The 26,998-nt window shown below is 72.3% G+C and carries 23 protein-coding genes; 11 read left to right on the forward strand and 12 right to left on the reverse strand.

Annotated features, from left to right (window positions below; all coding sequences use genetic code 11):
* Positions 1-239: 239 nt before the first annotated feature.
* Positions 240-818: an RNA 2',3'-cyclic phosphodiesterase gene (gene thpR / locus ACFC09_RS26035; RefSeq protein WP_376532550.1), complete on the reverse strand. Its 579-nt coding sequence runs from the start codon at positions 816-818 to the stop codon at positions 240-242.
* Between the two features lie 44 nt (positions 819-862).
* Between thpR and ACFC09_RS26040 the strand changes: the two genes are divergently transcribed.
* Positions 863-1,432: a GNAT family N-acetyltransferase gene (locus ACFC09_RS26040; protein ID WP_376532552.1), complete on the forward strand. Its 570-nt coding sequence runs from the start codon at positions 863-865 to the stop codon at positions 1,430-1,432.
* A gap of 141 nt (positions 1,433-1,573) precedes the next feature.
* Here the strand turns inward: ACFC09_RS26040 and ACFC09_RS26045 are convergent, their stop codons facing one another.
* Both ACFC09_RS26045 and ACFC09_RS26050 read right to left on the reverse strand, forming a co-directional pair.
* Complete coding sequence (locus ACFC09_RS26045) at positions 1,574-2,854, reverse strand: MFS transporter (protein WP_376532554.1); 1,281 nt, start codon at positions 2,852-2,854, stop codon at positions 1,574-1,576.
* A 126-nt stretch (positions 2,855-2,980) separates the two neighbouring features.
* Positions 2,981-3,418, reverse strand: coding sequence for a MarR family winged helix-turn-helix transcriptional regulator (locus ACFC09_RS26050; RefSeq protein ID WP_376532556.1), 438 nt, complete (start codon positions 3,416-3,418; stop codon positions 2,981-2,983).
* Between the two features lie 154 nt (positions 3,419-3,572).
* On the opposite strand from ACFC09_RS26050, the gene ACFC09_RS26055 reads away from it, so the two are divergent.
* Positions 3,573-3,755 (forward strand): ribbon-helix-helix protein, CopG family, encoded by a 183-nt coding sequence (locus ACFC09_RS26055; protein WP_376532558.1) that lies wholly within the window; start codon positions 3,573-3,575, stop codon positions 3,753-3,755.
* Between the two features lie 17 nt (positions 3,756-3,772).
* Here the strand turns inward: ACFC09_RS26055 and ACFC09_RS26060 are convergent, their stop codons facing one another.
* Positions 3,773-5,224, reverse strand: a complete 1,452-nt coding sequence (locus ACFC09_RS26060) for an NCS2 family permease (RefSeq protein ID WP_376532560.1) — start codon at positions 5,222-5,224, stop codon at positions 3,773-3,775.
* A gap of 202 nt (positions 5,225-5,426) precedes the next feature.
* Between ACFC09_RS26060 and ACFC09_RS26065 the strand changes: the two genes are divergently transcribed.
* Both ACFC09_RS26065 and ACFC09_RS26070 read left to right on the forward strand, forming a co-directional pair.
* Positions 5,427-5,711, forward strand: coding sequence for a DUF2530 domain-containing protein (locus ACFC09_RS26065; RefSeq protein ID WP_376532562.1), 285 nt, complete (start codon positions 5,427-5,429; stop codon positions 5,709-5,711).
* Between the two features lie 176 nt (positions 5,712-5,887).
* Positions 5,888-8,284, forward strand: a complete 2,397-nt coding sequence (locus tag ACFC09_RS26070) for a cation-translocating P-type ATPase (RefSeq protein ID WP_376532564.1) — start codon at positions 5,888-5,890, stop codon at positions 8,282-8,284.
* Positions 8,285-8,392: 108 nt separating this feature from the next.
* On the opposite strand, the gene ACFC09_RS26075 is transcribed toward ACFC09_RS26070, so the two are convergent.
* The 4 genes from ACFC09_RS26075 to ACFC09_RS26090 form a co-directional block, all read right to left on the reverse strand.
* The gene (locus tag ACFC09_RS26075) at positions 8,393-9,322 is read right to left on the reverse strand and encodes a hypothetical protein (protein WP_376532566.1); all 930 of its coding nucleotides are present in this window, start codon (positions 9,320-9,322) and stop codon (positions 8,393-8,395) included.
* A 350-nt stretch (positions 9,323-9,672) separates the two neighbouring features.
* On the reverse strand, positions 9,673-12,870 hold the full coding sequence (locus ACFC09_RS26080) for a sacsin N-terminal ATP-binding-like domain-containing protein (protein WP_376532568.1): 3,198 nt from the start codon (positions 12,868-12,870) through the stop codon (positions 9,673-9,675).
* Between the two features lie 163 nt (positions 12,871-13,033).
* Positions 13,034-13,789 (reverse strand): calcium-binding protein, encoded by a 756-nt coding sequence (locus ACFC09_RS26085; protein WP_376532570.1) that lies wholly within the window; start codon positions 13,787-13,789, stop codon positions 13,034-13,036.
* Between the two features lie 494 nt (positions 13,790-14,283).
* Positions 14,284-15,210, reverse strand: a complete 927-nt coding sequence (locus ACFC09_RS26090; protein ID WP_376532572.1) for a DUF3027 domain-containing protein — start codon at positions 15,208-15,210, stop codon at positions 14,284-14,286.
* Positions 15,211-15,617: 407 nt separating this feature from the next.
* Here ACFC09_RS26090 and ACFC09_RS26095 point away from each other — a divergent pair, with 407 nt between their 5' ends.
* The 4 genes from ACFC09_RS26095 to ACFC09_RS26110 all read left to right on the forward strand — a co-directional run bounded on the left by ACFC09_RS26095 (position 15,618) and on the right by ACFC09_RS26110 (position 19,158).
* Complete coding sequence (locus tag ACFC09_RS26095; RefSeq protein ID WP_376532574.1) at positions 15,618-17,030, forward strand: MFS transporter; 1,413 nt, start codon at positions 15,618-15,620, stop codon at positions 17,028-17,030.
* A gap of 88 nt (positions 17,031-17,118) precedes the next feature.
* Entirely contained in the window at positions 17,119-17,589 is a 471-nt protein-coding gene (locus ACFC09_RS26100; RefSeq protein ID WP_376532576.1) for a DUF2771 domain-containing protein, read from the forward strand.
* Positions 17,590-17,600: 11 nt separating this feature from the next.
* A complete protein-coding gene (locus ACFC09_RS26105) occupies positions 17,601-18,314 on the forward strand; it encodes a futalosine hydrolase (RefSeq protein WP_376532737.1) in 714 nt (237 codons plus the stop codon).
* Entirely contained in the window at positions 18,304-19,158 is an 855-nt protein-coding gene (locus ACFC09_RS26110; protein ID WP_376532578.1) for a 1,4-dihydroxy-6-naphthoate synthase, read from the forward strand. Before ACFC09_RS26105 ends, ACFC09_RS26110 begins: the two co-directional genes overlap by 11 nt.
* A 46-nt stretch (positions 19,159-19,204) precedes the next feature.
* Here the strand turns inward: ACFC09_RS26110 and ACFC09_RS26115 are convergent, their stop codons facing one another.
* Positions 19,205-19,588, reverse strand: coding sequence for a cold-shock protein (locus ACFC09_RS26115; protein ID WP_376532580.1), 384 nt, complete (start codon positions 19,586-19,588; stop codon positions 19,205-19,207).
* Positions 19,589-19,826: 238 nt separating this feature from the next.
* Positions 19,827-20,018 carry a recombinase family protein gene (locus ACFC09_RS26120; protein WP_376532739.1) on the reverse strand — a complete coding sequence of 64 codons (192 nt, stop codon included), beginning with the start codon at positions 20,016-20,018 and terminating at the stop codon, positions 19,827-19,829.
* Positions 20,019-20,564: 546 nt separating this feature from the next.
* Here ACFC09_RS26120 and ACFC09_RS26125 point away from each other — a divergent pair.
* Both ACFC09_RS26125 and ACFC09_RS26130 read left to right on the forward strand, forming a co-directional pair.
* Positions 20,565-21,131, forward strand: coding sequence for a hypothetical protein (locus ACFC09_RS26125; RefSeq protein ID WP_376532582.1), 567 nt, complete (start codon positions 20,565-20,567; stop codon positions 21,129-21,131).
* A gap of 513 nt (positions 21,132-21,644) precedes the next feature.
* Positions 21,645-21,896, forward strand: a complete 252-nt coding sequence (locus tag ACFC09_RS26130; protein WP_376532584.1) for a hypothetical protein — start codon at positions 21,645-21,647, stop codon at positions 21,894-21,896.
* Here ACFC09_RS26130 and ACFC09_RS26135 read toward each other — a convergent pair.
* Both ACFC09_RS26135 and ACFC09_RS26140 read right to left on the reverse strand, forming a co-directional pair.
* A complete protein-coding gene (locus ACFC09_RS26135; protein ID WP_376532586.1) occupies positions 21,872-22,507 on the reverse strand; it encodes an HAD family hydrolase in 636 nt (211 codons plus the stop codon). The two genes, ACFC09_RS26130 and ACFC09_RS26135, sit on opposite strands and share 25 nt — an antisense overlap.
* Before the next feature lie 515 nt (positions 22,508-23,022).
* Positions 23,023-24,177, reverse strand: coding sequence for a hypothetical protein (locus ACFC09_RS26140; protein WP_376532588.1), 1,155 nt, complete (start codon positions 24,175-24,177; stop codon positions 23,023-23,025).
* A 148-nt stretch (positions 24,178-24,325) separates the two neighbouring features.
* Here ACFC09_RS26140 and ACFC09_RS26145 point away from each other — a divergent pair, with 148 nt between their 5' ends.
* Complete coding sequence (locus ACFC09_RS26145) at positions 24,326-26,965, forward strand: helicase-associated domain-containing protein (protein WP_376532590.1); 2,640 nt, start codon at positions 24,326-24,328, stop codon at positions 26,963-26,965.
* Positions 26,966-26,998 lie beyond the last annotated feature (33 nt).

Below are 26,998 nucleotides of genomic sequence, written 5' to 3' on the forward strand. Positions count from 1 at the left end.
CGACGGCCCCCCGCGCCACCGGTCCGGGACGGCGGCCGGCGCCGCGTCGGAGAACAGTACGCGGCCGGCCGCAGCTCGCGGCCGGCCGCGTCACGGTGGCGGGCCGCGTCGTGGCGGCGGGCCGCGTCGTGGCGGCGGGCTACCTGCCGAGGGCCGCCGCCAGCGCCACCACCACGAATATCAGCACGAGCGCACCGGCCATGATCCGGTTCCGGGTTTTCGGGTCCACGCGGTCGAGGTTAACCGGCCCCGCCGAGCGCCCAGCGGGCGACCGTCTCGTAGCGGGGCCGCTCACCGGGGACGCCGGACCTCGGCAGGTTGCTGCGGACCAGGGCGAGGTCGGCCACCGTCCAGGTGCGGCTCGTGAAGGCGGCGAGCGACTCCAGGTACGGCTGAACGTCCACGTCCGCCCGGTCCCGGGCGCGGGCCAGCGTCAGATGGGCGCGGTAGCGCCGGTGCTCCCCCATCGGCACGCCCGCCCTGCGCGCCGCCGCCTCCGCCCGCTCGGCCAGCAGCCGCAGCGCCGCCAGGTCGCCCCGTACCCCGGTCCACAGCGCCCGCCCACCACCGAACTGCCCGCCGCCCGAGAGGGCGAGCGGAAAGGGGGCGCCACGGCGGGCCGCGCGGGCCAGGCGGGCCGAGAGGTCCGGTACGAGCGTGTCGTCGACCTCGCCGTAGAAGGCGAGGGTGAGGTGCCAGCCGGGCCGGCCGGTCCAGCGCAGCGCGTCCGCGCCGGGCAGCCCGCGCAACCCGTCGGCCGCAGCGGCCAGTTCACCGGCGACGTCCTGAGGGGGCAGCACGGCGGCGAAGAGTCTCATGGCCTCACCCTCCCAGACGGGTGGGCCGGGGCATCATGGCGGCCATGGAGCAGAGCGAGAAGATCACGATCAGGGCCGGAAAGCCCGCCGACGTCCCGTTGATCCTCGGCATGTTCGACAGCGGCGTGGCCTGGCTGGCCGCCCGGGGCCGCACCGCGCAGTGGGGGCGGACCCCTTGGTCGACGGACCCCCGGTCGGTGGCGTTGGTCGAGCGGTACGTCACCGAGGGCGCTCCGTTCATCGCCGAGTACGAGGGGGTCCCGGCGGCCACGCTCACCCTCACCGACGCGCCCGGACCGTATGTCCGGCCCGCGGCCGAACCCGAGCGCTACATCCACCTCCTGGCCTCCGACCGCCGTTTCCAGGGCCTCGGCGTCGGGTCCGCCCTGCTGGCGCACGCGGCGGCGGAGACCCGCCGCGGCGGGGTGTCGCTGCTCCGGGTGGACTGCTACGCGGGCGGCGACCGGGGGCTGGTCGCCTACTACGAGCGCAACGGCTTCACGCCGACCGAGTCCTTCACGGTCGGCCGGGACGCCTGGCCGGGACAGACCAAGGCGGCCTGGCCGGGGCAGGTGCTGGCCCGCAGGGTGGGATTGACGGGCGGCGAGGCATGAACCCGCAGCACATCAGCGGCGGACGGCAGGCAGGGTCCGGAGGACCTGAGCGGCGGACGGCAGGCAGGGTCCGGAGGTCCTGAGCGGCCATGAGCCGGCCGGGCCGGGGCGGGACCCGGCCCGGCGCTTCCCGGGCGGGGGTCAGGCCGCCGGTGACAGCTCCGGCTCGGCCTCCGGTTCGGGCCGGACGAACCGCACGTGCGGGTGGCCGTGGTTCCAGCCCACCGACAGGCGCAGCCCGCCCATGCGGACGAGGACCAGTCCGATGGCGGCGGCCGACAGCGTCGAGACGACACCGCCGAAGAGGAAGCCGATCCGCGGGCCGTAGGCGTCGGTGATCCAGCCGACGATCGGGGCGCCCAGCGGCGTACCGCCCATGAAGACCATCATGAACAGGGCCATCACCCGGCCGCGCATCGCCGGATCGGTGGCCATCTGGACCGAGGTGTTCGCGGTGACGTTGGTGGTCATGCCGAAGATCCCGATCGGGACCATGAGCAGCGCGAACAGCCAGTACGACGGGGCGAGCGCGGCCACCGTCTCCAGGGCGCCGAAGGCCACCGCGGCGGCGATCAGCAGCCGCAGCCGGGCCGTGCCCCGGCGGGCGGCGAGCAGCGCGCCGGCCACCGAGCCGACCGCCATCAGCGTGTTGAGGAGGCTGTAGCCGCCGGCGCCGGCGTGGAAGACGTCGTCCGCGTAGGCCGAGAGCCAGACCGGGAAGTTGAAGCCGAAGGTGCCGATGAAGCCGACCAGGACGATCGGCCAGATCAGCTCGGGGCGACCGGCGACATGGCGCAGGCCCTCCCGCAGCTGGCCCTTGCCGCGCGGGGTCCGCCGGCCGACGTGCAGTTCACGGCCGCGCATCAGCAGCAGTCCGGCGACGGGGGCGACGAAGGACAGGCCGTTGAAGAGGAACGCCCAGCCGGTGCCGACACCGGTGATGAGGACGCCCGCGACGGCGGGGCCGACCAGCCGGGCCGACTGGAAGTTCGCGGAGTTCAGGCTGACCGCGTTCTGCAACTGGTCCGGGCCGACCATCTCGGAGACGAAGGACTGCCGGGCCGGGTTGTCGACGACCGTGGCGAGGCCGGTGGCGAAGGCGGCCACGTAGACCTGCCACACCTGCACGTGACCGGAGAGGGTCAGCACGGCGAGGGCGAGACCGGCGAGGCCCATCCAGGTCTGGGTGACGAGGAGGACGGGCCGCTTGGGCAGGCGGTCGACGAGGACGCCGCCGTAGAGACCGAACAGCAGCATCGGCAGGAACTGGAGGGCCGTGGTGACGCCGACGGCGGTGGAGGAGCCGGTGATGCTGAGCACCAGCCAGTCCTGGGCGATGCGCTGCATCCAGGTGCCGGTGTTGGATATGACCTGGCCGGCGAAGAAGAAGCGGTAGTTCCTGACTCTGAGTGAGCTGAACATCGAGGACCGGCGGGCGGTGCCGCCGGCGGTGGAAGTGATAGGTGCGGGGGCGGAAGCTGCTCCGGGTCCCGAACTCAAAGGTGTCCCCTCCTTGCGACGAGCGGTGCGCTGGTGCGCGGCACGTGGTTACAGGTTTGCGAGCTTCTCCAGCACGGGGGCGGCTGCGCGGACTTTCGCCCACTCGTCCTCGTCGAGGCCGTCGACCAGTCCGGCCAGGAAGGCGTTGCGCTTGCGGCGGCTTTCCTCCAACATCACCTCGGCCTGCTCGGTCCTGGTGACGACCTTCTGGCGCCGGTCCTCGGGATGCGGCTCCAGCCGGACCAGTCCCTTGGCTTCCAGCAGGGCCACGATGCGGGTCATCGAGGGCGGCTGGACGTGCTCCTTGCGGGCGAGTTCGCCCGGGGTCGCCTTGCCGCAGGTGGACAGGGTGCCGAGCACCGACATCTCGGTGGGGCTCAGCGACTCGTCGACCCGCTGGTGCTTGAGCCGACGGGACAGTCGCATCACGGCGGAGCGGAGAGAGTTCACGGCGGCAACGTCGTCGCCATGGGTGAAGTCCGGCATGTTCTTTAGAGTAACTCATTACTCTGACTAAAGACCACCGTCCGCGCACAGCATGCCCGTGACTCCGGCCACTCATTCCATACATCACTCATATGGGTGATGTGGATGCGGAACGTGACACCCCGCGCGCACGGCTGCCGCGACCCTCGACTGCATGGGGACCAGCGTGCTCAGCCTGCGGATAGACCACGACCTGCTGGAACGGCTCCGTCACCACGCCGCCAGGAGGGGAATGAGCGTCCAGGACTATGTGATCCGGACGCTCATCCGGGACGACTTCGACGAGCGGTTCCAGACCGCAGTCGAGGAGACGGAGAAGTTCTACGGGGTCACCTGAGCCCGGACCAGGCCAGGTCAGGTCAGGCCGAGCGCCGGCATCAGGTAGTAGAAGGCGAAGACCACCGAGACGACGTACATCGGTACGGGGATCTCCCGGCCGCGGCCGGCCGCGAGGCGCAGCACCACGAAGGTGAGGAAGCCCATGCCGATGCCGTTGGTGATCGAGTACGTGAACGGCATCATCAGCATGGTGACGAAGGCTGGGATCGCGATGGTGTGATCGGCCCAGTCGATCTCCTTGACCGAGCCCGACAGAATGAGGAAGCCGACCGCGAGCAGCGCGGGCGTGGCCGCCTGGGACGGCACCATCGTGGCGACCGGCGTCAGGAACAGGGCGAGCGCGAACAGCACGCCGGTGACGACGTTGGCGAAGCCGGTGCGCGCCCCCTCGCCGACCCCCGCCGTGGACTCGACGAAGCAGGTGGTGGCCGAGGAGGAGCCGGCCCCGCCGGCGGCCACGGCGATGCCGTCCACGAAGAGGACCTTGTTGATGCCGGGCAGCTGGCCCTGGGCGTCGGTCAGTTTGGCCTCGTCGCCGACGCCCATGATCGTGCCCATGGCGTCGAAGAAGCAGGACAGCAGGACGGTGAAGACGAAGAGGACGCCCGTCAGGACGCCGACCTTGCCGAACCCGCCGAACAGACTGACCTTGCCGAGCAGCCCGAAGTCCGGGGTGGAGACCGGGTTGCCCGGCCACTTCGGGGTGGTCAGGCCCCAGGAGGGCACCTTGGCGACGGCGTTGATGATCAACGCGAGCACGGTCATCGAGACGATGGAGATGAGGATCGCGCCGGACACCTTGCGCACGATCAGCGCCAGGGTGAGCAGCGAGCCGAGCACGAAGACCAGGACCGGCCAGCCGTCGAGGTGCCCGTCCCCGCCGAGCTGGAGCGGGACGGTGGTCTGCGCGACGTCCGGGATGCGGCTGACGAAGCCGGAGTCGATGAGCCCGATCAGCATGATGAACAGGCCGATGCCGATGGAGATGGCCTTGCGCAGGCCGTAGGGCACGGCGTTCATCACGCGTTCGCGCAGTCCGGTGGCGACGAGCAGCATGACGACGAAACCGGCGAGGACGACCATGCCCATGGCGTCCGGCCAGGACATCCGGGGCGCGAGCTGGAGCGCGACGACCGAGTTCACGCCGAGGCCGGCGGCGAGGGCGATCGGCACGTTGCCGATCACGCCCATCAGCAGGGTGGTGAACGCGGCGGTCACCGCGGTCGCCGTCACCAGCTGGCCGTGATCGAGGTGATGCCCGTACATGTCCTTCGCGCTGCTGAGGATGATCGGGTTCAGCACGATGATGTACGCCATGGCGAAGAACGTGGCGAAGCCGCCACGGACCTCGCGCGCCAGGCTGCTGCCGCGCTCGGAGATCTTGAAGTACCGGTCGAGGGCGCCGAAGACCGGCGCCCCGCCCGGCTGTTCCGGCGCGGGGACCTTGGCAGCTGCCGAGGTGGACATACGAGACCTCATCACCAACGGAATCCCCCACACCACGTTGGAGTTTCCTACGAAAAGAAACGGCCAGAGACAAACGGGTTCAGTATGAACGTATGAGGTTCTAGATCGCTATCTTCGCGCGTAGAGCCGTGTGGCGACAGGCCACGGCGGACCGCGACGGGCCACGGCGGACTGCCCCGCGGGCTGCTCGTAAGCTGTGCGCATGGCCGCTCTCGATTCGGGAACCCCCAAGCACGAGGCACCGGAGCCCCTGGAGGGCCCCGTGGTCGCCACCATCACCGGCGGCACGATCATCTGGTTCGTCCTCTTCCTCGTCCAGCTCCCCTTCTACGGCTGGTTCGCCGACCACGGCCACACCTGGTGGCTGTGGACCTGTCTGACCGGCGGCGGCCTCGGCCTGATCGGCGTCTGGTACGTCCGCAGGCGGGACGCGGCGATCAAACGGGGGGCTGGACGGCCGTCGGCCCAGGCGGCTCCCACGGAGTGATCCGGGGGGCGCCCCGCCGTCAACCGACCGTCGGGCCCGGCCGGCCGTACCCGGGTCCGGTCGTCCGGTCCCCTGCACCGGTCCCTACTACCACCGCACGACCCGGGTCATCCCCAGGTCGGATCTTCTGGCCACTCGGCGGGTGAAGCCGCAAAACCGCACGTACCGTCGATTGCATGACGCACATCGACGCGGGCGCCGAACTCGACCCGGTGCACCCGGTACCCGTCCCGTCGACCCCCTCGACCGGTCTGACCACCGCTGAAGTCGCCGAGCGGGTCAGCCGTGGCCAGGTCAACGACGTACCGGTCCGCTCCAGTCGTTCCCTCGCCGAGATCGTCCGGGCGAACGTCTTCACCCGCTTCAACGCGATCATCGGCGTCCTGTGGCTGGTCATGCTGTTCGTCGCCCCGATCCAGGACAGCCTCTTCGGCTTCGTGATCCTGGCCAACACCGGCATCGGCATCATCCAGGAGTGGCGCGCCAAGCAGACCCTCGACTCGCTCGCGGTCGTCGGCGAGGCCCGGCCGACCGTCCGCCGCGACGGCGGCGCCGTCGAGATCAGCACCTCCGAGATCGTCCTCGACGACCTCATCGAGATCGGCCCCGGGGACAAGGTCGCCGTCGACGGCGTGTGCGCCGAGGCCGACGGCCTTGAGGTCGACGAGTCCCTGCTCACCGGCGAGGCCGACCCCGTCGTCAAACACCCCGGCGACCGGGTCATGTCCGGCAGCTTCGTCGTCGCCGGCGGCGGCGCCTTCGTCGCCACCAAGGTCGGCCGCGAGGCGTACGCCGCGCAACTCGCCGAGGAAGCCTCCCGCTTCACCCTCGTCCACTCCGAGCTGCGCACCGGCATCTCGACCATCCTCAAGTACGTCACCTGGATGATGGTCCCGGCCGCCGTCGGCCTGGTGATCACGCAGCTCGTCGTCAAGAACAACAACCTGAAGGACGCCGTCGCCCGTACCGTCGGCGGCATCGTCCCGATGGTCCCGGAGGGCCTGGTCCTGCTCACCTCCGTCGCCTTCGCGATCGGCGTGATCCGGCTCGGCCGCAAGCAGTGCCTGGTCCAGGAGCTGCCCGCCATCGAGGGCCTCGCCCGCATCGACACCGTCTGCCTGGACAAGACCGGCACGCTCACCGAGGGCGGCATGGACGTCACCGAGCTGCGCGCGCTGAACGGCAGCGACGAGACGTACGTACGCAAGGTGCTCGGCGCGCTCGGCGAATCGGATCCCCGGCCCAACGCCTCCCTCCAGGCGATCATCGACGCCTACCCGGACAGCGAGGACTGGCGCTGCGTGGAGTCGCTGCCCTTCTCCTCCGCCCGCAAGTACAGCGGCGCCACCTTCAGCGAGGGCGGCGGCGAGAGCAGCACCTGGCTGCTCGGCGCCCCGGACGTGCTGCTCACCGACGGCGACCCGGCGCTGGCCGAGACCGAACGGCTCAACGAGCAGGGCCTGCGGGTGCTGCTGCTCACCCGGGCCGTGCGCGACCTGGACGACACCGACGTCGCCAAGGGCGCCCACGCCGCCGCCCTGGTCGTCCTGGAGCAGCGGCTGCGGCCCGACGCCGGCGACACCCTGCGCTACTTCGCCGACCAGAACGTCCGCGCCAAGGTCATCTCCGGCGACAACGCGGTGTCGGTCGGGGCGGTCGCCGCCAAGCTCGGGCTCAGCGGGGCGGCGGTGGACGCGCGCGGGCTGCCCGCCGAGCGGACCGAGATGGCCGACGCGCTCGACCGGGCGACCGTCTTCGGCCGGGTCACCCCGCAGCAGAAGCGGGACATGGTCGGCGCGCTCCAGTACCACGGGCACACGGTGGCGATGACCGGCGACGGCGTGAACGACGTCCTCGCCCTCAAGGACGCCGACATCGGCGTCGCGATGGGCTCCGGCTCCGAGGCCACCCGCGCGGTCGCCCAGATCGTGCTGCTGAACAACAGCTTCGCCACGCTGCCGTCGGTGGTCGCCGAGGGCCGCCGGGTCATCGGCAACATCACCCGGGTGGCCACGCTGTTCCTGGTGAAGACCGTCTACTCGGTCCTGCTGGCGCTGCTGGTGGTGTGCTGGCAGGTGGAGTACCCCTTCCTGCCCCGGCACCTGACCCTGCTGTCCACCCTGACCATCGGCGTTCCGGCCTTCTTCCTGGCGCTCGCCCCCAACAACGAACGGGCCCAGCCCCACTTCGTACGGCGGGTGATGCGGTACTCGATCCCCGGCGGGGTGGTGGCCGGTCTCGCGACGTTCGCGACGTACCTGCTCGCCCGGCACTACTACACCGGTCCGGACGCACTGCCCGCGCAGACCAGCGCGGCGACCCTCACGCTGTTCCTGATCTCGATGTGGGTGCTGGCGATCATCGCCCGCCCCTACACCTGGTGGCGGGTGGCCCTGGTCGCCGCGATGGGCGTGGCCTTCCTCTTCGTCCTGGCGGTGCCCGCACTACAGAGTTTCTTCGCGCTGAAGCTGGTCGGGGTCACCATGCCGTGGACGGCGGTGGGCGTCGCGGTGATCGCCTGCGCGGCCCTGGAGTTCCTGTGGCGGTGGGTGGACCGCCGCGCCCGAACCTGACCGCCCCTCCCTGGCCGGCAGGGGCGGACCGGAACGGTTCGGGCCGCGTCCGGCCGATGACACCGACCGGACGCGGCCCGAACCGCCGCTGCTACTTCACGTCGACTACTACTGCACGTCGACGTAGTCACCAGCGGCGCTGACCGCGGCGGTGTTCGTGGTGCCCGCGAAGCTGTAGCGGTAGTAGCCGTCGACGGTCGCCGTGGTCGTGGTCTTCAGCGTGCCCGTGGAGCTGGTCTTGATGGTCTTCAGCGTGGTGTAGGTGCTGGAGCCCTTCTTGCGGAACTGGAGCTTGACCGGCTGCGCGGCGTAGCCCTGGTAGATGCTCCGGTCCCAGTTGGCCCGGGTCAGCTTGCCGGTGACCGTGATGGTCCGACCCTTCTTCACCGGCTCGGGCGAGGCGTCGGCCGTCAGCATGGAGTTGTGCAGCACCAGCGTGCTGGCGAGGTTGCCCTGGTCCGCGTAGCCGACCTTGCTGTAGTCGAAGGTGCTGGAGGTCGGGTCCTGGCCGTTGTACGCGATGGCCAGCGCCGCGCCCTTCCAGGTGCCCGCCTCCGTGTTCGCCAGGTCGCCCTCGCCGGGGTACACGTCGATCTTGCCGGTGCAGGCGGCGGTGGTGGCGGAGGTTACCTTGCACGTGGCGGGGTTGTCACCGAACAGCATGTTGGTCGGCGTGTCGAACGAGCCGCGGTAGATGTAGGGGCCGGTGACGAAGTCGGTGGCCGTGATGTCGACGTCCGCGCCGTGGGTCATCGTGTAGGAGGCCGTGAAGACGACGTGGCCGCCGATACCGAACTTGACCGACTTGGCGATCTTGAAGTTGGAGAAGGTGGCGTTCAGGGCGTACGGGGCGTCGCCTGCGGTCGCGGCGGCGCGGAACGCGGTCTTGCCGGGGGTCGCCGAGTGCGCGGCCCGGAGGACCGCCGCGGTGTCCGCCTTGTACGACGGGTCGGCCATGGCGGCGTGCGCGCCCGGCATGGCGAACGCGGAGAGGGCCAGGGCGCCGGAGACGGCGGCCACGGTGGCACGAATACGCATGTGTGTTTCCCCAGTGGAGAAAAGGGCCCGGCGCCGGTGGTTCCGCACGGTCCGACGTCGGCGCTGGGCCGCAGTGACGATGGAGTCTGTTGACTCCACGTCGTGAGATCAACGGCCGGGGCGAAGGGTTGTAGGGGGCTATGAAGTTTTTGTGAGCGCCTTACCCGTACGTCGTCACCCGTACGTCGTCACCCGTACGGCTTGCCCGTGCGCCTTGCCTCGCTCCTCACCCGTACGCCTCGCCGTGCCCCTCACCCGTACGCCTCGCCGCGCCCCTCACCCGTGCCCCTTGCCCCGCGCCCTGCCCGTGCGCTACCCGTGCGCCTGACCTGGCGGCTCAGGTGGCGCCGTCAGTCGAACCAGCGGTCCCGGGCCAGTTCCTCCGTACGGGACGGGTCCTCCAGCAGGGCCGCCACCTCGAAGCGGCGCGGCCACTGCCCGGCCGCCCAGGCGAGACCCGCGGCGACGCCCTCCAGGGTGGCGGCGTGCAGCACGCCGTCGGCGGTGAGGCGCCAGTCGATCTCGACGCCGTCCACGACGAGTTCGTCGTGCTCGACGTAGGTGTCCGGGGTGCGCGGGCCGAGCAGCACCCGTACCGGGTCCGGCACCTCGCGCCCGGTGCCCGCCGAGTCCACCTGTCCGGTGACGGACTCGCTCAGCCGCCGCACCTGGAAGAGGTCCGCCAGCTCCACGGCCCGAGCGGGCCGCACCGGCAGCAGCGGGACACCGGAGGTGAAGGGCAGCAGGTCGGGCGAGTCGACGACCACGGCGTCGGCCGCGTCCACCACCTCGACCCGGCCGTCGACGACCGCCCGCAGCTCGTCCGGCAGGGTCACCTGCTCCGGGTCCAGCTCGGCCAGCGCGCTGTACAGGCCGTGCAGTTGGGCCGGGGTGACGGTCCGCTCCGGGTCGGCGAGCCGGTCCAGCAGCTCGGCCGCGCCGCCGGGCTCGTCGAGCAGCGCGGCGACGGAGGTCCGCACGCCCAGCGCCCGCAGCACCTGCTCGTCCTCGAAGCCGGCCGCGTCGGCCTCGTCGTACAGCCCGCGCAGCAGCGGGTCGCCGCCCGCCGCGAGCAGCCCGGCGGGCCGTCGGCCGGCCAGCACCGGGTGTCCGCGCAGCCACCAGGCCGTGTAGGGCCGTACGACCTCGTGGGTGCCGTCGGGCAGCAGGATCCGCACCGGCTGGGTGAGCGCGTCGCGCAGCGGCGGACGGGCGAGCAGGGCGAGGGCCTCGGGCCACTGGTCGTCGTCGACGAGGTCGAGGTCGCGCACGGCGATCAGTTCGGTGGCGACCGGGGGGACCGGGGTGTCCGGGAAGCGGTCGAGGATGTCCTCGCACCACACGTCCACGGCGTCCAGCAGGCCCGCGTCGTCCGGTTCGGCGAAGTCGCCCTCGCGGGGCTCCAGTTCGTCCGGGTCGAGGACCACGTCCGTGGCCCTCACCAGTGCGAAGTCGGCCAGTACGCCGCAGGCGGCCAGCGGCTGCTCGCCCCACTTCTCGGCCAGTTCGGCGTCCACGGCGGCCAGTTCGCCCTCGCGGACGACCCGGGCGAACGGGCTGTCGGGCAGCACCAGTTCACCGGCGGGGGCGAGTTCGCCGTCCTCGTCGGGCAGCGCCAGGGCGCCCAGCCAGGGCTCGTCGCCCGGTTCCAGGCCCGCGTCCCGGACCAGGGCGAGAACGGTGTCCGCCAACTCTTCGGCGTCGAGCGCGTCCTCCTCCCAGCCGAGGCCGCCCCCGTCGTCCAGGGAGGCGGCGACCGCGGCCCGCACCTGGGGCGTGGTCAGCACGGCGCGCGGGGTGGCGGGCAGCGCGCCGAGCTTCTCCAGGATCGGATGCGCGGCGTCCGGATGGGCGACCTTCAGCCCGAGCCGGGCGAGCGTGCCCGGGTCGATGCGGGCGGCGTCCGGGGTGGGCAGCAGCACCTGGCGGGGGCCGATGGTGGTCCGCCCGCCCCCTGCGCCCTGGGCGGCGTCCCCGGCGAGCGGTACGGGCAGCCCGGACAGTCGGTCCGGGTCCACCCCGGCCAGGCTGTCGTAGAGCCGCCGCCACCAGTCGGGCTCCTTCTCCAGACCGGCCAGCCGGTCGACGGCCTCGGCGAGCGGGAGCCGGGCGACGCCGAGCGTGCGCAGTTCGACGCGGCGTTCGAGACCGGCGGGCAGCAGGGTCGGCAGCACCTCGGCCAGCACCCGTACGGTGTCGGCGCCCGCGCCCTCGACCACCTCGGCGTCCCGGGGCCGCAGCGCCTCGGACAGCGCCTCCGGCAGTTCCTCGGGCAGCTCCGAGTCCCGCTCGGCGGGCGGTACGGCAGGCGGTACGGCGGGCGGCAGGAACGGCGTGCGCGGCAGCCGGTCGAGGATCGCCTGCCGCAGCGTGCCGTCGAGTTCGCCCTTGCCGAGCGGTCCTGGCACCAGGTCGATGACGCCCTCGGTCACCGGCCGCCAGTCGGCGAGGAGTTCGGCGTACGCGTCCGCCGCGCGCTCGGCCAGGAAGTCGGTGAGCGGGCCCGGGGCGGCGTGCCGGCGGGTGGGGTCCAGCGGGAACGAGGCGATGAGCAGGGCGGGCACGCCGAGCGGTTCGTCGCTGGGGGTGGGCGCGTGCACGACGGGCGCGGTGCGCGGCCGGACCGGCCGCTGGTCCTCGTCCACGGGGACGGCCCAGGTCACCGACCAGTGCGGGCGCAGCCGTTCCTCCACCGGGCGGTCGGCGAGCAGGTCGGGGGTGAGCGGGCCGTGCGCCTCGGTGGTACGCCAGCGGGTCGTGCCCTCGCGGGAGTCCTCCACGACGGTGAAGGCGCCCTCCGCGCGGCGGCGCAGGGTGCGCACGGTGTCCGTCTCGACGACGACCTCCGCCAGTCCTGGCAGGGCGAGCAGCAGGGCGTCGTCGACGGCGTCGAGGAGGCGTTCGGCGAGATCGGTGGCGGCGGCGTCGCGCAGCGGCAGGATCACGACCGTGTCGTACGGGTCGGGGGCGGTGCCCTCCGCGGTGAACGGGAGGCGCAGCAGCGGCACGTGGCCGTCGCGGCGGCGGATCTCGTCGCCGAGGCCGGGGCTGCGCCCGGCGGTGTCGGCGGCCAGTTCGCGGGCCTCGGCGAGGGACCAGCGGACGCCGCCGTGGCGGCCCACGACGGCGGGTTCGTCGGTGACGGCGAGCACGGCGGCGAAGCCGACGCCGAACCGGCCGACAGTGCCGTGGGCGGCGTCGGTGTCGGTGTCGGTGTCGCGTTTGGCGGAGGCGCGGAGGGTGGCGAGGGATTCGACGCCGGGCGCGTCCAGCGGGGCGCCGGTGTTGGCGGCGAACAGGACGCCGTCGCGGAGGGTGAGCCGGAGCCGGCCGGGGACCTGGGCGCGGGCCGCGGCGTCGGCGGCGTTCTGGGCGAGTTCGATGACGAGCCGGTCGCGGTAGCCGCCGAGGACGAGGTCTTCCTCCGCGTTGGCGTCCTCGCGGAAGCGGGCGGGACTGGTGGCCCAGGCGTCGAGTACACCGCGGCGCAGACGAGCCGTGCCGAAGGGATCGGCGCCCTCGGCCGCGGGCCGCACGAACTTGCTCACGTTCACTCTCCATCGTCGGCGTGACGACGAAGGTACCGCCTGCCGGGCGTGGCCGCGCATCTGCCCGACGGCATCTGGCGGCGGCGTCCCGGCGGCATCTGCCGCCGGCATCTGTCCGGCTGCGGCGGACGCGCGGTGCGTCCGCCGCCGCCGGGCCCGTGCCTTATCGCACGTCGACGTAGTCACCGGCGGAGCCGGCCGCCGCGGCGGAGGAGTTGCCCGCGAAGGAGAAGCGGTAGTAGCCGTCGGCCGTGGCCCTGGTCGTGGTCTTGACGTTGCCCTTCGAGTCGGTCTTGACCGTCTTGAGCGTGCTGTAGGTGGTGGAGTTCTTCTTGCGGTACTGGAGCTTCACCGACTGGGAGGCGTAGCCGCCGAACTTCAGCGACTCCCAGTTGGCGCGGGTGAGCGCACCGGTGACCGTGATGGTCCTGCCCTTCTTCACCGGCTCGGGCGTGGCGTTGGCGGTGAGCCTGGTGGAACGCTGGAACCAGAAGGAGCCGGCCTTTTCCTGGTATGTGAAGTCGCCGTCCTTGGCGTCGACCCACGCGGACACGTACCAGGTTCCGGCTTCGGCGTTGGCGAGGTAGTCGGTCCTCGGGTCGATCTTCACCGAGGCGGTGCAGGTCGAGGTGGTGGCGTTCACCTTCGCGCAGGTGGGCGTGCCGGTCGTCTCCCAGCCGTAGCCCGGACCGAAGAGGCTGAACGAATCCGCGCGCTGGATGCCCGAGTTGTCCGTCGCCGTCACGCTGACCTTGATGGTCTTCGCTCCGGAGGTGCTGAGGTCCACCTTGTTGTCGCCGTCCACGACCACCTTGGTGATCTTGGTGTCCCCGTAGCCGCCGGCCTGGGCCGCCGGAACGGCGAGTGCGGACACGGCCAGCGCGCCGGTGACGACGGCGGCGGAGGCGCGAATGCGCATGTGTTGTCCCCTCGTTGGAGAAGCACGGCAGCGACCGAGGCGGCGGCCGTACCCCCTGCTTCGTTCAGGTGTGCGGGACCTGTCGGTCCCTCAGAGAGGGACCACCGAGCCGAAGGGAAAGTTGCGGGAGATGTGAAGGTTTTTTGTGCGAGATGTGGAGGCGCGTGTTCCGTGAAGTCCACCCGCGCGACGGACCCGACGGCGGGACAAAGCTGTGAACAAATGTTCGATTACAGGCCGACGGCGCCGCCCGCACTCGCCCGAAACAGAGCCCCCCGAACGGGACCAGCCGAACGGGACCAGCCGAACAGAACGAACCGAACTGGACCAAGCGAACAGGACCAACCGAACAGGACCAACCGAACAGGACCAAGCGAACCCGGAAACCTCACCGACCGGAAGATCCAGAGCCGGACCGCCCGACGACCCGGAAGACACCCGACCCGGAAACCTCCCGACCCGGAAACCTCCCGGGCCAAGCCTCTCGACCCGGCCTACGAATGACCGAGTTCCGCCGTGTCCTCGTCGGAGACCGCCGGGACCGAACCCGAGTCGGGGGACGGGCGCAGCGGGAAGACGTCGACCCGCGTCTCGTCGATCACCGGGGCCGGCGGCTGGGGCGGCTTCGGCATGACCGCCGCCTCCGAGTGGCCGCCGCAGCCGTACGTGAGGGCGACGATCCGGCCGTCCGCCGGGGAGAACTCGTTCGCGCACAGGCCGAACGCCTGGCCCAGGGAGCCGCCGATCGGGACCAGGAAGCCACAGGTGACGCAGGCCGCGGGCGCCGCCTGGGCCATGGGGGTCTGCGGGCCGAACGCCTCCTCCCAGCGGTCGGCGGCGACATGCAGGCCGTAGCGGGACAGGACCCGGGCGCGGCGCATGCCCAGTTCCTCGGCGACCGCCGCGATGGAGCCCCGGCTGGGCACCGTCGGGAGAGTCGCCGGGGCGCCCGCGGTGACCTCGGCGTCCTCCGCCTCCGCCAGTTCCACCAGTTCGTGCGACACGGCGGAGTCCGCCGGCGGCTGGTCCTCGCCGGTGTAGCCGGGCTCCAGGCGCGGGTCCTCGGCCTCGGTCGGCAGGAGGTCGCCGGGGCCCAGGTCGCCGGGGCGCAGGCGCTCGCTCCACGGCACCCACTCGGGGGCGAGCAGCGCGTCCGGGCCGGGCAGCAGGACCGCCTCGTCGAGCGTGACCACCTTGGCCCGGGAGGCGCGGGCCACCGTCACCGCCCAGCGCCAGCCGCGGTAGCCCAGTTCCTTGCACTCGAAGAAGTGCGTGACAACACGGTCGCCCTCGGATACCAGTCCGGAGTGCTCGCCGACCACGCCGGGCGCGGCCGCCTCCTCCGCTGCGGCACGGGCGAGGTCGACGGCCTCGGCGCACAGGCGGTCGGGGGTGCGGCTTCGCGTTGTCGCTGCGCTCACAGGTATCGCTTCTCTCCTACGCCGTCTCATGGGTGCGCTGCCGGAAGGCGGTGGAGCGGACGGAGCGGACCTGTGGGCCGCATCGACGTCCGCGTCCGATCGCGCTCGGACGCACCTCTGCCATCCATTCTGCGGGATGGCTGAGATACGCACGCTACCTGTTCGCGTGCCTTCGGCCTACACCGACGGCCGCTTCCCGGCCCCGCCATGCCGTTTCCGGCCCGTCGGGCGGGGCCGTGAACCGCGAGAAACCCCCGGGGATTCCGCGAGGAACCCCCAAGGAACCCGAGGAATCCCGGCGGGCCCCGGCCGCGCGCGCCGCCCACCCGGCGCCCCGACTGTGACGTCACCGACTCGCTAGGCCGACCACTGCTCTGGAAACGCGTTCTCGGGGCACTATGAACGTCGTGGCAGCCGCGAGGTCGTCCCAGGGCACCGTCCGCACCGGCGGGGTCAAGGGGAGCAGGCGAGGTGGCGGTGCGGGCCGGATGGGCGGTGCCGCCCGCTTCGTCGGCCATGCCCTGCACGGCCCGGCCCGCTCCATCCGGAAGGCCACGAACGCGAACGGCGCCGGCGAGTCCGGGCTCGGCAAACTGATCGAGCTGCACGCCGTCAACGGCGCCGGTGACGTGATGATCACCGTGGCGCTCGCCTCCACGGTGTTCTTCTCGGTGCCGACGGACGAGGCCCGCGGCCGGGTCGCGCTGTACCTCGCGATCACCATGGCCCCCTTCACCGTCCTGGCGCCGGTGATCGGCCCGCTCCTGGACCGGCTGCCGCACGGCCGCCGCGCCGCGATGGCCGCCGCGATGCTGGCCCGCGCCCTGCTGGCGCTGATCATCGCCGGGGCGGTGGCGACCGGCGGCCTGGAGCTGTACCCGGCCGCCCTCGGGGTGCTCGTGGCGTCGAAGGCGTACGGCGTCATCCGCAGCGCCGTCGTGCCCCGGCTGCTGCCGCCCCGCTTCTCCCTGGTGAAGGCGAACTCGCGGGTCACCCTCGCCGGGCTGCTGGCCACCGGGGTGGCCGCGCCGATCGGCGCGGGACTGCACGCCGTCGGCGACCCCTGGCCGCTGTACGGCGCCTTCGTGATCTTCGTGGCGGGTACGGTCCTGTCGTTCTCCCTGCCGCGGAAGGTGGACTCCGCCAGGGGCGAGGACACCGCGCTGCTCGCCGCGGACGAGGAGCATCTGCGGGGCCCGCGGCGCTCCCGGGCGAAGCGTCCGGGGCTGCGCACGGTCGGCCGGGCGGTCACCCACGCGCTGGGCGCGAACGCCGCCGTGCGCTGCCTCTCCGGCTTCCTGATCTTCTTCCTCGCCTTCCTGCTGCGCGAGCATCCGCTGGCCGGCGAGAGCGCGGCGGTGTCGCTCGGGATAGTGGGCGTGGCGGCCGGAGCGGGCAACGCGCTCGGCACGGCGGTCGGGGCCTGGCTGCGGAACCGGGCGCCGGAGATCATCATCGTGACCGTGGTCGCGGTGGCGCTCGGCACGGTGGTCGTCGCCGCGGTCTTCTTCGGCGCGTTCCTGGTGGCCTGCCTGGCCGCGGTCGCCGGGTTCGCCCAGGCGCTGGCCAAGCTGTCCCTGGACGCGCTGATCCAGCGGGACGTGCCGGAGCCGGTGCGCACCTCGGCGTTCGCGCGCTCGGAGACGCTGCTCCAGATGGCCTGGGTGTTCGGCGGCGCCATCGGCATCGTGATGCCGCTCAACGGCACCCTCGGCCTGGCGGTGGCCGCGGTCCTGGTGGCCGCGGGCTGGCTGGCCACGCTGCGGGGTCTGCTCGACTCGGCCCGGCACGGCGGAGCGCCCCGGCCGCGAGTGGCGTGACGAAGTGGCGTAACGAAGTGGCGTAACGAACCGGGCACGCCGCACCCCACGTGGAAAGTCGGCCGAGGGCGCCCGATAGCCTTCGGCCATGACCATGCAATCCGCTCCGCGACGCCGCCGCGCCGTCGCCGCCGCCGGCGCCGTCTGCGCCGGACTGCTCGTCCTCACGGCGTGCGAGAAGCCGACCCCGATCGCCACGATCACCGTCGGCACCGACTCGGTCAACTCCGAAGCCACCTGCTACGACGACGGCAAGGCCCTGGACCAGAACACCCTCACCAAGTGCCTCCAGGCCAAGGACATCAAGTCCATCACCGTGGACCCGGACGACACCGTCCGCTTCGGCGTCGACCCGAAGATCGCGGACAACAAGTGGACGATCCTGATGAACGGCCAGCCGCTCACCGACGCCAGCACGAAGACGTACCGCACCGTCCCCGGCAGTGTCTTCTTCAACGCCCAGTACGGCGCGCAGGGCAACTCGACCCTGGTGTCGATCAAGGAGGGCGACAAGGACGTCACGGGGCTGTGGAACTTCAAGCTGAAGAAGGCCTCCTGACCACGTCAGGGATGCGCTGCCTGGTGGCCACCGCGGTCCCCGCCGAACGGGACGCGGTGGCCAGGGCGCTGCACGGCACCGCCCGCGACGTGCGCCTGCCGGGCGCCACGCTCCAGCGGCTCACCGGCCCCCACCCGTACGACCTGCTGGTCGCGGGCGTCGGACCCGGCCGCGCCGCCGCCTCCACCGCCGCCGCCCTCACCGCCGCGGCCCTGGACGGCACCCCGTACACCCTGGTCGTGTGCGCCGGCATCGCGGGCGGCTTCGGGCCCGCGGCACCCGTCGGATCGCTCGTCGTCGCCGACGAGATCACCACGGCGGACCTGGGCGCCGAGACCGCCGACGGCTTCCTCCCGGTCACCGAACTCGGCTTCGGAACCGTCACCCACCGTCCACCGGAATCACTCGTACGGGCCGTGACCGCCGCGCTCGAAGCGCCCGCCGGGGCCGTGCTCACCGTCTCGACCGTGACCGGCAGCGCCGCCCGTGCCGACGCGCTGCGCGCCCGTCACCCCCGGGCGCTGGCCGAGGGCATGGAGGGCTTCGGGGTCGCCGAGGCCGCCGCCGCGCACCGGGTGCCCGTCCTCGAAGTACGCGCGGTGTCCAACCAGGTCGGTCCGCGCGACCGCGCCGCCTGGCGCATCGGCGACGCCCTCGCCGCCCTCACCGAGGGCTTCGGGAAGCTCGCGCCCGCACTGGAGAGTTGGAACCCACATGAGCCCTGAGAGCCGACCGCTGCAGATCGCCTACTCCCCCTGCCCGAACGACACCTTCGTCTTCGACGCCCTCGCCCACGGCCGCGTCCCCGGCGCCCCCGCCCTCGACGTCACCTTCGCCGACATCGACATCACCAACGGCATGGCCGAACGCGGCGAGTTCGACGTGCTGAAGGTGTCGTACGCGGTGCTGCCGTACATCCTCGGCGACTACGCGCTGCTGCCCTCCGGCGGCGCGCTGGGCCGGGGCTGCGGGCCCCTCGTCCTCACCCGCGATGCCGCCGCGGATCTCACCGGCCGCACGGTGGCCGTGCCGAGCGAGAAGTCGACCGCGTACCTGCTGTTCCGGCTGTGGGCCGCGGACACCCTGCCGGGCGGCGTCGGCGAGATCGTCGTGATGCCGTTCCACGAGATCATGCCGGCCGTGCGGGACGGGAAGGTCGACGCCGGGCTCGTCATCCACGAGGCGCGGTTCACCTACCAGAACTACGGCCTGCACAAGCTCGCGGACATGGGCGAGCACTGGGAGGCCACCACCGGCCTGCCGATCCCGCTGGGCGCCATCGTCGCCAAGCGGTCGCTGGGCGCGGACACGCTGCGGCTGCTCGCCGAGTCGATCCACACCTCCGTGCACAGCGCCTGGGAGGACCCCGAGGTCTCCCGGCCGTACGTGATGGAGCACGCCCAGGAGATGGACCCGGCCGTCGCCGACCAGCACATCGGGCTGTACGTCAACGAGTTCACGTCCGACCTCGGCGAGGACGGATACGCGGCGATCCGGGGCCTGCTCACCCGCGCGGCGGCCGAAGGGCTCGTCCCGCCCCTCGGCCCGACCGCACTCGCTTTCCCCTGACGCGCTCGGTTTCCCCGACGCGCCCGGATTTCCCCCGAGGGCGCCGCTATACGTCCAGTTGATCGGCGACCGCGCGCAGCAGTCCGGCGATCTGCTTACCGGCGGCCTTGTCGGGGTAACGGCCCTTCTCCAGCATCGGCGTGATGTTCTCAAGGAGGGTCGTCAGGTCCTGCACGATGGAGGCCAATTCGTCCGGCTTCTTGCGCTGGGCCGCCGCGACCGACGGCGTCGGATCGAGGATGACCACCGAGAGGGCCTGGTCGCCGCGTTGCCCGGCGACCACGCCGAACTCCACGCGCTGTCCCGGCTTGAGCGAATCGACTCCGGCGGGGAGAACCGAGGAATGGACGAAGACGTCACCGCCGTCGTCACGGGAGAGAAAGCCGAAGCCCTTCTCGCTGTTGAACCACTTGACCTTGCCAGTCGGCAAAGCACACACTCCCTCGATCCGTCGCCGGACTGGCCGGACGCCCTTGAACTGCCGTCATGACAGCCTACCGGGGGTCTCTCCAGCCGAACACGCCTTAAAACGGGAGAGAGCCCCTGCCTGTGCCGCCAGAGGCCCGAAGTGGTGGGGGGAGCGCGACGCGGGAGACTCCAAGGGCCTTGGCAATGGCACTGACGCTCTCCCTCTTGGCCTTAGGAGCCTTGGCCACGGTGAGCAGGTCCTAAGTGATGACGGTAGGACGTCGACCAGTACGCCCTTGAGCCTTGGCCGCATCCAATCCGGCACGGGTGTGCTCTACGATCATGTCTCCCTCAAGCTCAGCGAAAGCAGCCATCACCATGAAGAGGAACTTCCCCTCACCGGTAGGCGAGTAGGTACCGGAGAAAGTTCCCGCGAGGATACGGAGCGCGATTCAACGGGAGTGCGGATCCTCAGCGATGGCCAGAACATCCCTGGCTCGCGGACCTTGTTCTGCACGGGGCCCGGCCGGAGAACGGCGCCGGCACCGCCCGCTCCAGCGGGATGACGTGGCCGTCGTCGCGGACGGTCCGCCCGGGGCCGCGCGGGGCCCAGCGCTGCTGGGCGATCACCGCCCGGCGTCACCACGCCGTCGATGCGGCGGCGCCACTCGTCCATCCGGACGGCGAGCTTCCCGACACCGGACTGGGCCTGGACCACGGTCAGCCCACCGGGAACCGTGCACCACCAGCGTCGCCCCGTCCAGGGTTGTGGGAGGACTACAGGATCGTAGATTCGTCGCCGCCTTGAACTGGTACGCACACGGGCACGTTGTGGAGGACGTGGTTCAACTTGCCAGCCAGTGACACTCCGTATGTGAAGGCCGCCGACGCCGATGCGGAACCAGCACGCGGTGGAATCGAATGACCGTTCACAGTCGCGAAACGGTCGAATGCGACAGGAGGAGAACTCCGTCGCACAACCGAGAACAGGAGACGCCATGCCCACACCCGAACCCGAATTGCAGATCGATCCCCGCATTCTGGAGTGGAGGCGGAGCGACGCATTCGAGCTGGAATTGGAAATGGAAAGAGGCACCTACACGAGAGGAGAGGTAGAGGAATTCCACCGCAACGATATGAATGTCATCCAGAAATATCATGATGAGATAGTGTCACTGCTCCCGCATGTAGATGTCGATGTCGCGATGGACGCAGTGAGGTATTACTACCAAAATTACCGGGACGCCAGGAGGCCGATTATACGGTACCTTGAGGCGGGTAACGGCGGGCCGCCGCGCATCAATTTGCCCCCGGCGTTTGCTCCCGGCGGGACCCCACCGCCGTATATTGAGGAGCCTGCGCAGGATCCGGCCGCCGTCCGGCCGCCTGCCTATACCCCGCCGGTTGCGCAAGCTGCGAATGCTGATGTGGCCCGGGTCGCTGCGCTGGGGCAGGAAGGGCGGGTGTCTCCTCGCCGGTCGCCGCGGATTGCCGCCCTGCAGGCCGCACGGAATGCCCGGAGGAACACGCAGGGCGGAAGCCCCGGGACACCAGGCCGGCGTTGACCGTCGAAAGCTGTGATCGTGCTGGGCGTGCGTCGCTGCTCCCGTAAGACCGACCCCTTGGTGATCCCGCGTGAATCACTGACTTCGGCTCGTCGGAGTAACGCTCGATTTTCGAGAGTCAGGCCGTTGCCTGCTATGAATCCGTCAAGGGTGTCGGGCCGGTAGTGGAAGCGTTAGAGCCGGTTGCGGACGAGGGCGGCTTCGCTCTTGGAGATTCCGCTGTCCGCGCCAAGGGCCTTGGCCAGTAGGCGATGAGTCCGCATTGGCGGGCGGGGGCACACCGTGAAGTACCCGGCCTGGAGGCGACGGGTTCATTCGGTGTTCTGCTGCCGACGATCCTGTGACCAGCCGCCGCCCACCGGGGCCGTCGTCGAACGCCCCGGCCCTGTGGCGGAGTTCACCCTGAATTCGGTGATCAGGTGGAGCCTAGCTGGGCCTGTTCGTGGCCAGGCAGCACTGCCCAGTCCGGGTCGGCTCGGTCCAGGGCGGCGCGCTGGGAACTACCCTGGTCCGGTGCGTGACAAAACCCAAACCAATTCCGCCGCGCCCGGTGACGGACTGATCCGTGCCGGAACCGTGGTCTTCTTCCTCGGCGCCGTGGCCACTCTCGTCACCGTGGCCCCGCTGTTCCTGGGCGCGAAGCCTTTTCCGGCGTACATGTACGGCTTGTGCATGCTCATGGGCGTCGGATTCCTGGTGGCCGGCGCGGGCGTCCTGCGGTCGGTCGCCGCGGGACGGCGTCAGGCGCGGGGCGTAGCGCGGTAACCGGCCAGCCAGCGCGGGAACGCGGACAGGTCGTCGAGGACGACGTCCGCGCCCGCGGTGTGCAGTTCGTCCGCGCCGCACGGGCCGGTGGCCACCGCCACGGAGACCGCGCCGGCGGTGCGCGCGCCGCGTACGTCGCCGACGTGATCGCCCACGTAGACGCTCGCCCCGTGCTCGCGCAGCGCCTCCGCCTTGCGCTCGGCCCACAGGTCGCCGACGACCGCGTCGGGCTCGATGCCGAGGTGGCTCAGGTGCAGCTTGGCGTTGGGCTCGTACTTCGCGGTGACCACGATCGCCCGGCCGCCCGCCGCACGCACCGCCTCGACCGCCTCGCGGGCGCCGGGCATCGCGGGGGTCGCGGTGATGGCGATCGCCGGGTACATCTCGCGGTACAGGTCGGACATCGGGGCGATCTGTTCGGCCGGAAACCAGTTGATCAGCTCATCGGCGAGCGGCGGACCCAGCCGGGTGACGGCCAGATCGGCGTCGATATAGGTCCCCGTCCGCTCCGCCAGCGCCGTGTAGCAGGCGTGGATGCCGGGCCGGGAGTCGATCAGGGTCATGTCGAGGTCGAATCCGACGGTGAGCACACGAGAAGTCATATGGGCCATTGTGCCCACGCCCACCCCCGTAGGAGCGCCAGGGCCGCGGGAGCCCCGGGGCGCCAACGGCGCCAGGGGCGCGCGAAACTGCGCGACCAGCCCCACCACACCCGCACCCCCACCCGACAAACACCACAACCCCCACGGCCCCCCGTCCCACCTCACTACCCCACCCCGCAAACCTCCAACGCCCCAAAGGGGCGCGGGGAACTGCGCGACCAACCACAACACACCCGCATCCACCAAACACCCCCCAAACCCCCCAAAGCCCCGCCCCACCACTCCACCCCGCAAACCTCCAACGCCCCAAAGGGGCGCGGGGAACTGCGCGACCAACCACGACGCACCCGCACCCACCAAACACCCCCCAAACCCCCCAAAGCCCCGCCCCACCCCACCACTCCACCCCACCCCATGAGCCCAACCCCCCCATAGGGGCGCGGGGAACTGCGCAACCAGCTCCAAAACACCCGAACCTGAAAACCCCCCAAACCCCCAAAAACCCCACCGCCCAAGCCAAGCGCTCAGCGCCCCCGTTGGGAACGCCAAACCACATACAACGCCGACCCCAAAGCCGCCGCCCGCACGACCCACGGCCACGTCTCGCCCAACGCATCGCTCATGTGGCCCTGCGCGATGGGCGCCCCCCAACGGCCCTCGTTCCTGCCCCACAGCCAGACCAGGCCGCCCGTCAGCGCCAGACCGGGCACCACCATGACGGCCCATTTGCTCTCCGCCGGAGTGAGCCGGCGGGAGCCGTAGGCGATGATCCAGCCGAGGATCAGTGCGAACCAGTTGCCGAGCACCGCCCCGGCGACGAGGGCCGCCGCGGCGAGCAGGAGCAGCGGGTTGGTCCAGCCCGCGGCGGGACCGGGCAGGGACAGCCGACGGCGGGCGGACGAACCGGCCGCCCCGGCCGCGGGCTCGGACTCCGCTTCTCCGGAATACCGCCGCTGCCCGACCTTCCCGCGAGCCTCCTTCTCGGACTTCCCGTCGGCCTTCCCGTCGGCCTTCCCGGCCGTTTTCCCTGCCGACTTCCCGGCCGCCCTGCCTTCGGCCGTCTCCTCGGCCTCCGGTTCTTCTTCCTGCGGCGGCGGCTTGAGCAGTTCAGGGATCTCCACGCCCCCGACGAACCCGGGCACGTCGTCACCGGGCCCGAACGGGCTGTCGCCCACCCTCCACCAATCGGGCCGGAGCGCGCCGTCGCCGAAGCCGCCCGCCTGGGGGAAGTGCGGCGGCGACGGGAGGTCGGGGCGGTCCGGCGCCTCCGGCTCGGCCGACCGGGGGCGGGGCACGACCCGGCGCAGCCCCCTGCCCTTCTCCTTGGGCGCCCGCTCCCTCGGCTTCCCCTCCCGGGCGCCCTTGTCGCGGCCGGGCAACCCCTTCGGCCCGGGGTCGCGCGGCGCGGGCTGCTCGGGCACGGCCGCGGGCGGCGGCTGCGGCACCCCGGTGTCCCCGCCCGCCGCCGCGACGACCTCGTCCGGCGTGCCCAGCCGGTCGAGGATGCGGCGGACGGCGGCGGGACTGTCCACGGAGACCTTGGCCCGGTGCTGGTCGATCTCGTTGCGCAGCCCCGAGACCAGCCGCATCCGGGTGGCGGACGGCAACTGCTGCTGCTGCGCCACGTCGCCGACCCGGCTCAGATACTCGAAGACGACCTGGTCGCTCTCGATCCCCACTAAGCCCCTCCGGGGGTTGGCCGTAAAGAACCCCGACGGTTGACGTTATCGCGACTCCCGCGCCGCCCGGGACGGCGGCCGGGTCACGGCGCACGCCGACCCGCACCGTACGGCCGCCACCGGGGGCGGCGCCGGTACCGTAAGTCAGATGAGCACCGAGGACCGCCCGGCGCCCCGTTCGCTCGCGGAAGCGCTCCGCGTGCGCGACGACGCCTCACTGGCCGCGCTGCTGCGCAGCCGCCCCGACCTCATCACCCCTGTGCCCACCGACCTCACCCAGCTCGCCACCCGGGCGGGCACCCGGGCCTCGGTCCTGCGCGCCCTGGAACGCCTGGACCTCTTCACCCTCCAGACGGCGCAGGCACTGGCCGTGGCGCCGGACCCGGCGGCCTACGGCGAACTGCTGGGCCTGCTGGCGGGCGACACCGGTGACCGTGCCGTCGCCGCCGTCCTGCCCGGCGCCCTCGCCGTCCTGCGCGAGCAGGCCCTGGTGTGGGGCGACGACGACCGGCTGCGCCTGGTGCGCACGGCCCGCGAGGTGCTCGCCCCGTCGGCGCAGCATCCGTCGCCGACCGGTCTCGGGCCGACCGTGCAGGAGGCCACCGCGGGCATGTCGCCGGGCCGGATCCAGGAGATCGTGACGGCCGCGGGCCTGCCCTCGACCCATGACTCGGTCTCCGCCGTGACCGCGCTGGCCGGCCTGTTCACCGACCGCGGTCGGCTGGCCGCCCTGCTCGCCGAGGCCCCGGAGGGCTCCCGCGCGGTGCTGGCCCGGCTCGTCTGGGGGCCGCCGTACGGGCAGGTCACCGCCGAGCCGGGCAGCCATCTGCGCTGGCTGCTGGACCGGGGTCTGCTGCTGCCGACGGCGCCCGGCACGGTCGTCCTGCCCCGCGAGGTCGCCCTGCACCTGCGGGCGGGCCGGGCCCACCGCACGCCCGAGGCGCTACCGCCGCCCGTGGAACCGGCCGCGACGCATCCCGCGCGGATCGTGGACGCGACGGCGGCCGGGCAGGCGTACACCGCGCTGGCGACCGTGGAGGAGTTGCTGACGTACTGGGACGAGGGCGGCCCTGCGGTGCTGCGGGCCGGCGGGCTCAGCGTCCGGGACCTGAAGCGGACGGCCGTCGCCCTCGACGTGTCCGAACCGGCCGCCGCCCACTGGGTGGAACTGGCCTACGCCGCGGGCCTGCTGGCCTCCGACGGCGAGGCCGACGAGCGGTACGCGGCGACCCCGGCCTACGACGAGTGGCTGGAGCGGCCCCCGGCCGAACGCTGGGTGCGGCTCGCGCAGGCGTGGCTGACGGCGACCCGGACGCCGGGGCTGGTCGGCGGGCGGGACGCGAAGGACCGTACGTTGTCGGCGCTGGGGCCGGGCCTGGACCGTTCCGCGACGCCCGAGGTGCGGCACCGGGTGCTGGCTCTGCTGGCCGGGCTGCCGGAGGGCGCCGCCCCGGCGCCCGACGCGGTACCGGCGCGGCTGCGGTGGGAGCGTCCGCTGCGCGGCCCGGCGGCGGCTCCGGCGCGCGACGGCGCCCGGCCGCAGGGCGGTGACGACGACCTGCGCTCCCGGATCGCGCGCTGGACGCTGACGGAGGCGGAGCTGCTGGGCATCACGGGCCGCGGCGCCCTGTCGTCCCACGGCCGCGCGCTGCTCGGCACGCCCGCGCCCGCCGCCCCCGACGCCGCTCCCCCTGCGGCGCCCGTCCCCCCTCCCGTGCCCCCGCCCGCCGTGAACGGCAGCCGCACAGCCGCCGGTGAGCCGGCCGACGGGCCCGGGGACAAGCTGCCCGCCCACCACCGGCGGCGTCCGCCCACGCCCCGCGAAACCCTCTCCCCGGCCGAGCAGTCGGCGGCCCGCGCGGTGGCCGCCGGGCTGCTCGCCCCGCTGCTGCCGCAGCCGCTGGACCACGTCCTGCTCCAGGCGGACCTGACCGCGGTGGCGCCGGGACCGCTGGAACGGCCGCTGGCCGCGACGCTGGGTGTGCTCGCGGACGTCGAGTCGAAGGGCGGCGCGACGGTGTACCGCTTCACGCCCGACTCCGTGCGCCGCGCCCTGGACGCCGGGCGCGCCGCCGCCGACCTGCACGCGTTCCTCGCCGCGCACTCCCGTACCCCGGTCCCGCAGCCGCTGACGTACCTGATCGACGACGTGGCACGCAAGCACGGGCGGCTGCGGGTGGGCGCGGCGTCCGCGTACGTCCGCTGCGACGACGACGCCCTGCTGAACGAGATCCTCGCCGACAAGCGGTCGGCCGCGCTGCGCCTGCGCCGCCTGGCCCCGACCGTGCTGGCGACGCAGGCCGACCCGGCGACGCTCCTGGAGGGCCTGCGCGCGCTGGGCTACGCCCCCGCCGCCGAGTCCGCCGAGGGCGATGTGCTGATCGCCCGCGCACACGCGCACCGCACCCCGCCCCGGACAGCCCCCGAGCCGGTCCCGGACGGCCCGCCCACCCCCGATCCGACCCTGCTGTCCGCGGCGGTCCGCGCGATCCGGGCGGGCGACCTGGCCGCCACGGCTCCGCGCAAGCCCGCGGGCAGCCCCGCGGCGGGCGGCGACCTGCCGCGCACCAGCTCGGCCGAGACCCTGGCCACCATGCAGGCCGCCGTGCTGACCGGCGGAGCCCTGTGGATCGGGTACGTGAACGCCGAGGGCACCGCCAGCCAGCGGGTCATCGCGCCCATCCGGGTCGAGGGCGGTTTCGTGACGGCGTACGACCACACGGCGGACGAGGTGCGCACCTATCCGCTGCACCGGGTGACCGGCGTCGCGGAACTGGCGGACGGCTGACCCGGCGGGCCTCCGCGATCACCTGGGACTAGG

The sequence above is a fragment of the Streptomyces sp. NPDC056161 genome (assembly GCF_042268025.1).
GTDB lineage: Bacteria > Actinomycetota > Actinomycetes > Streptomycetales > Streptomycetaceae > Streptomyces.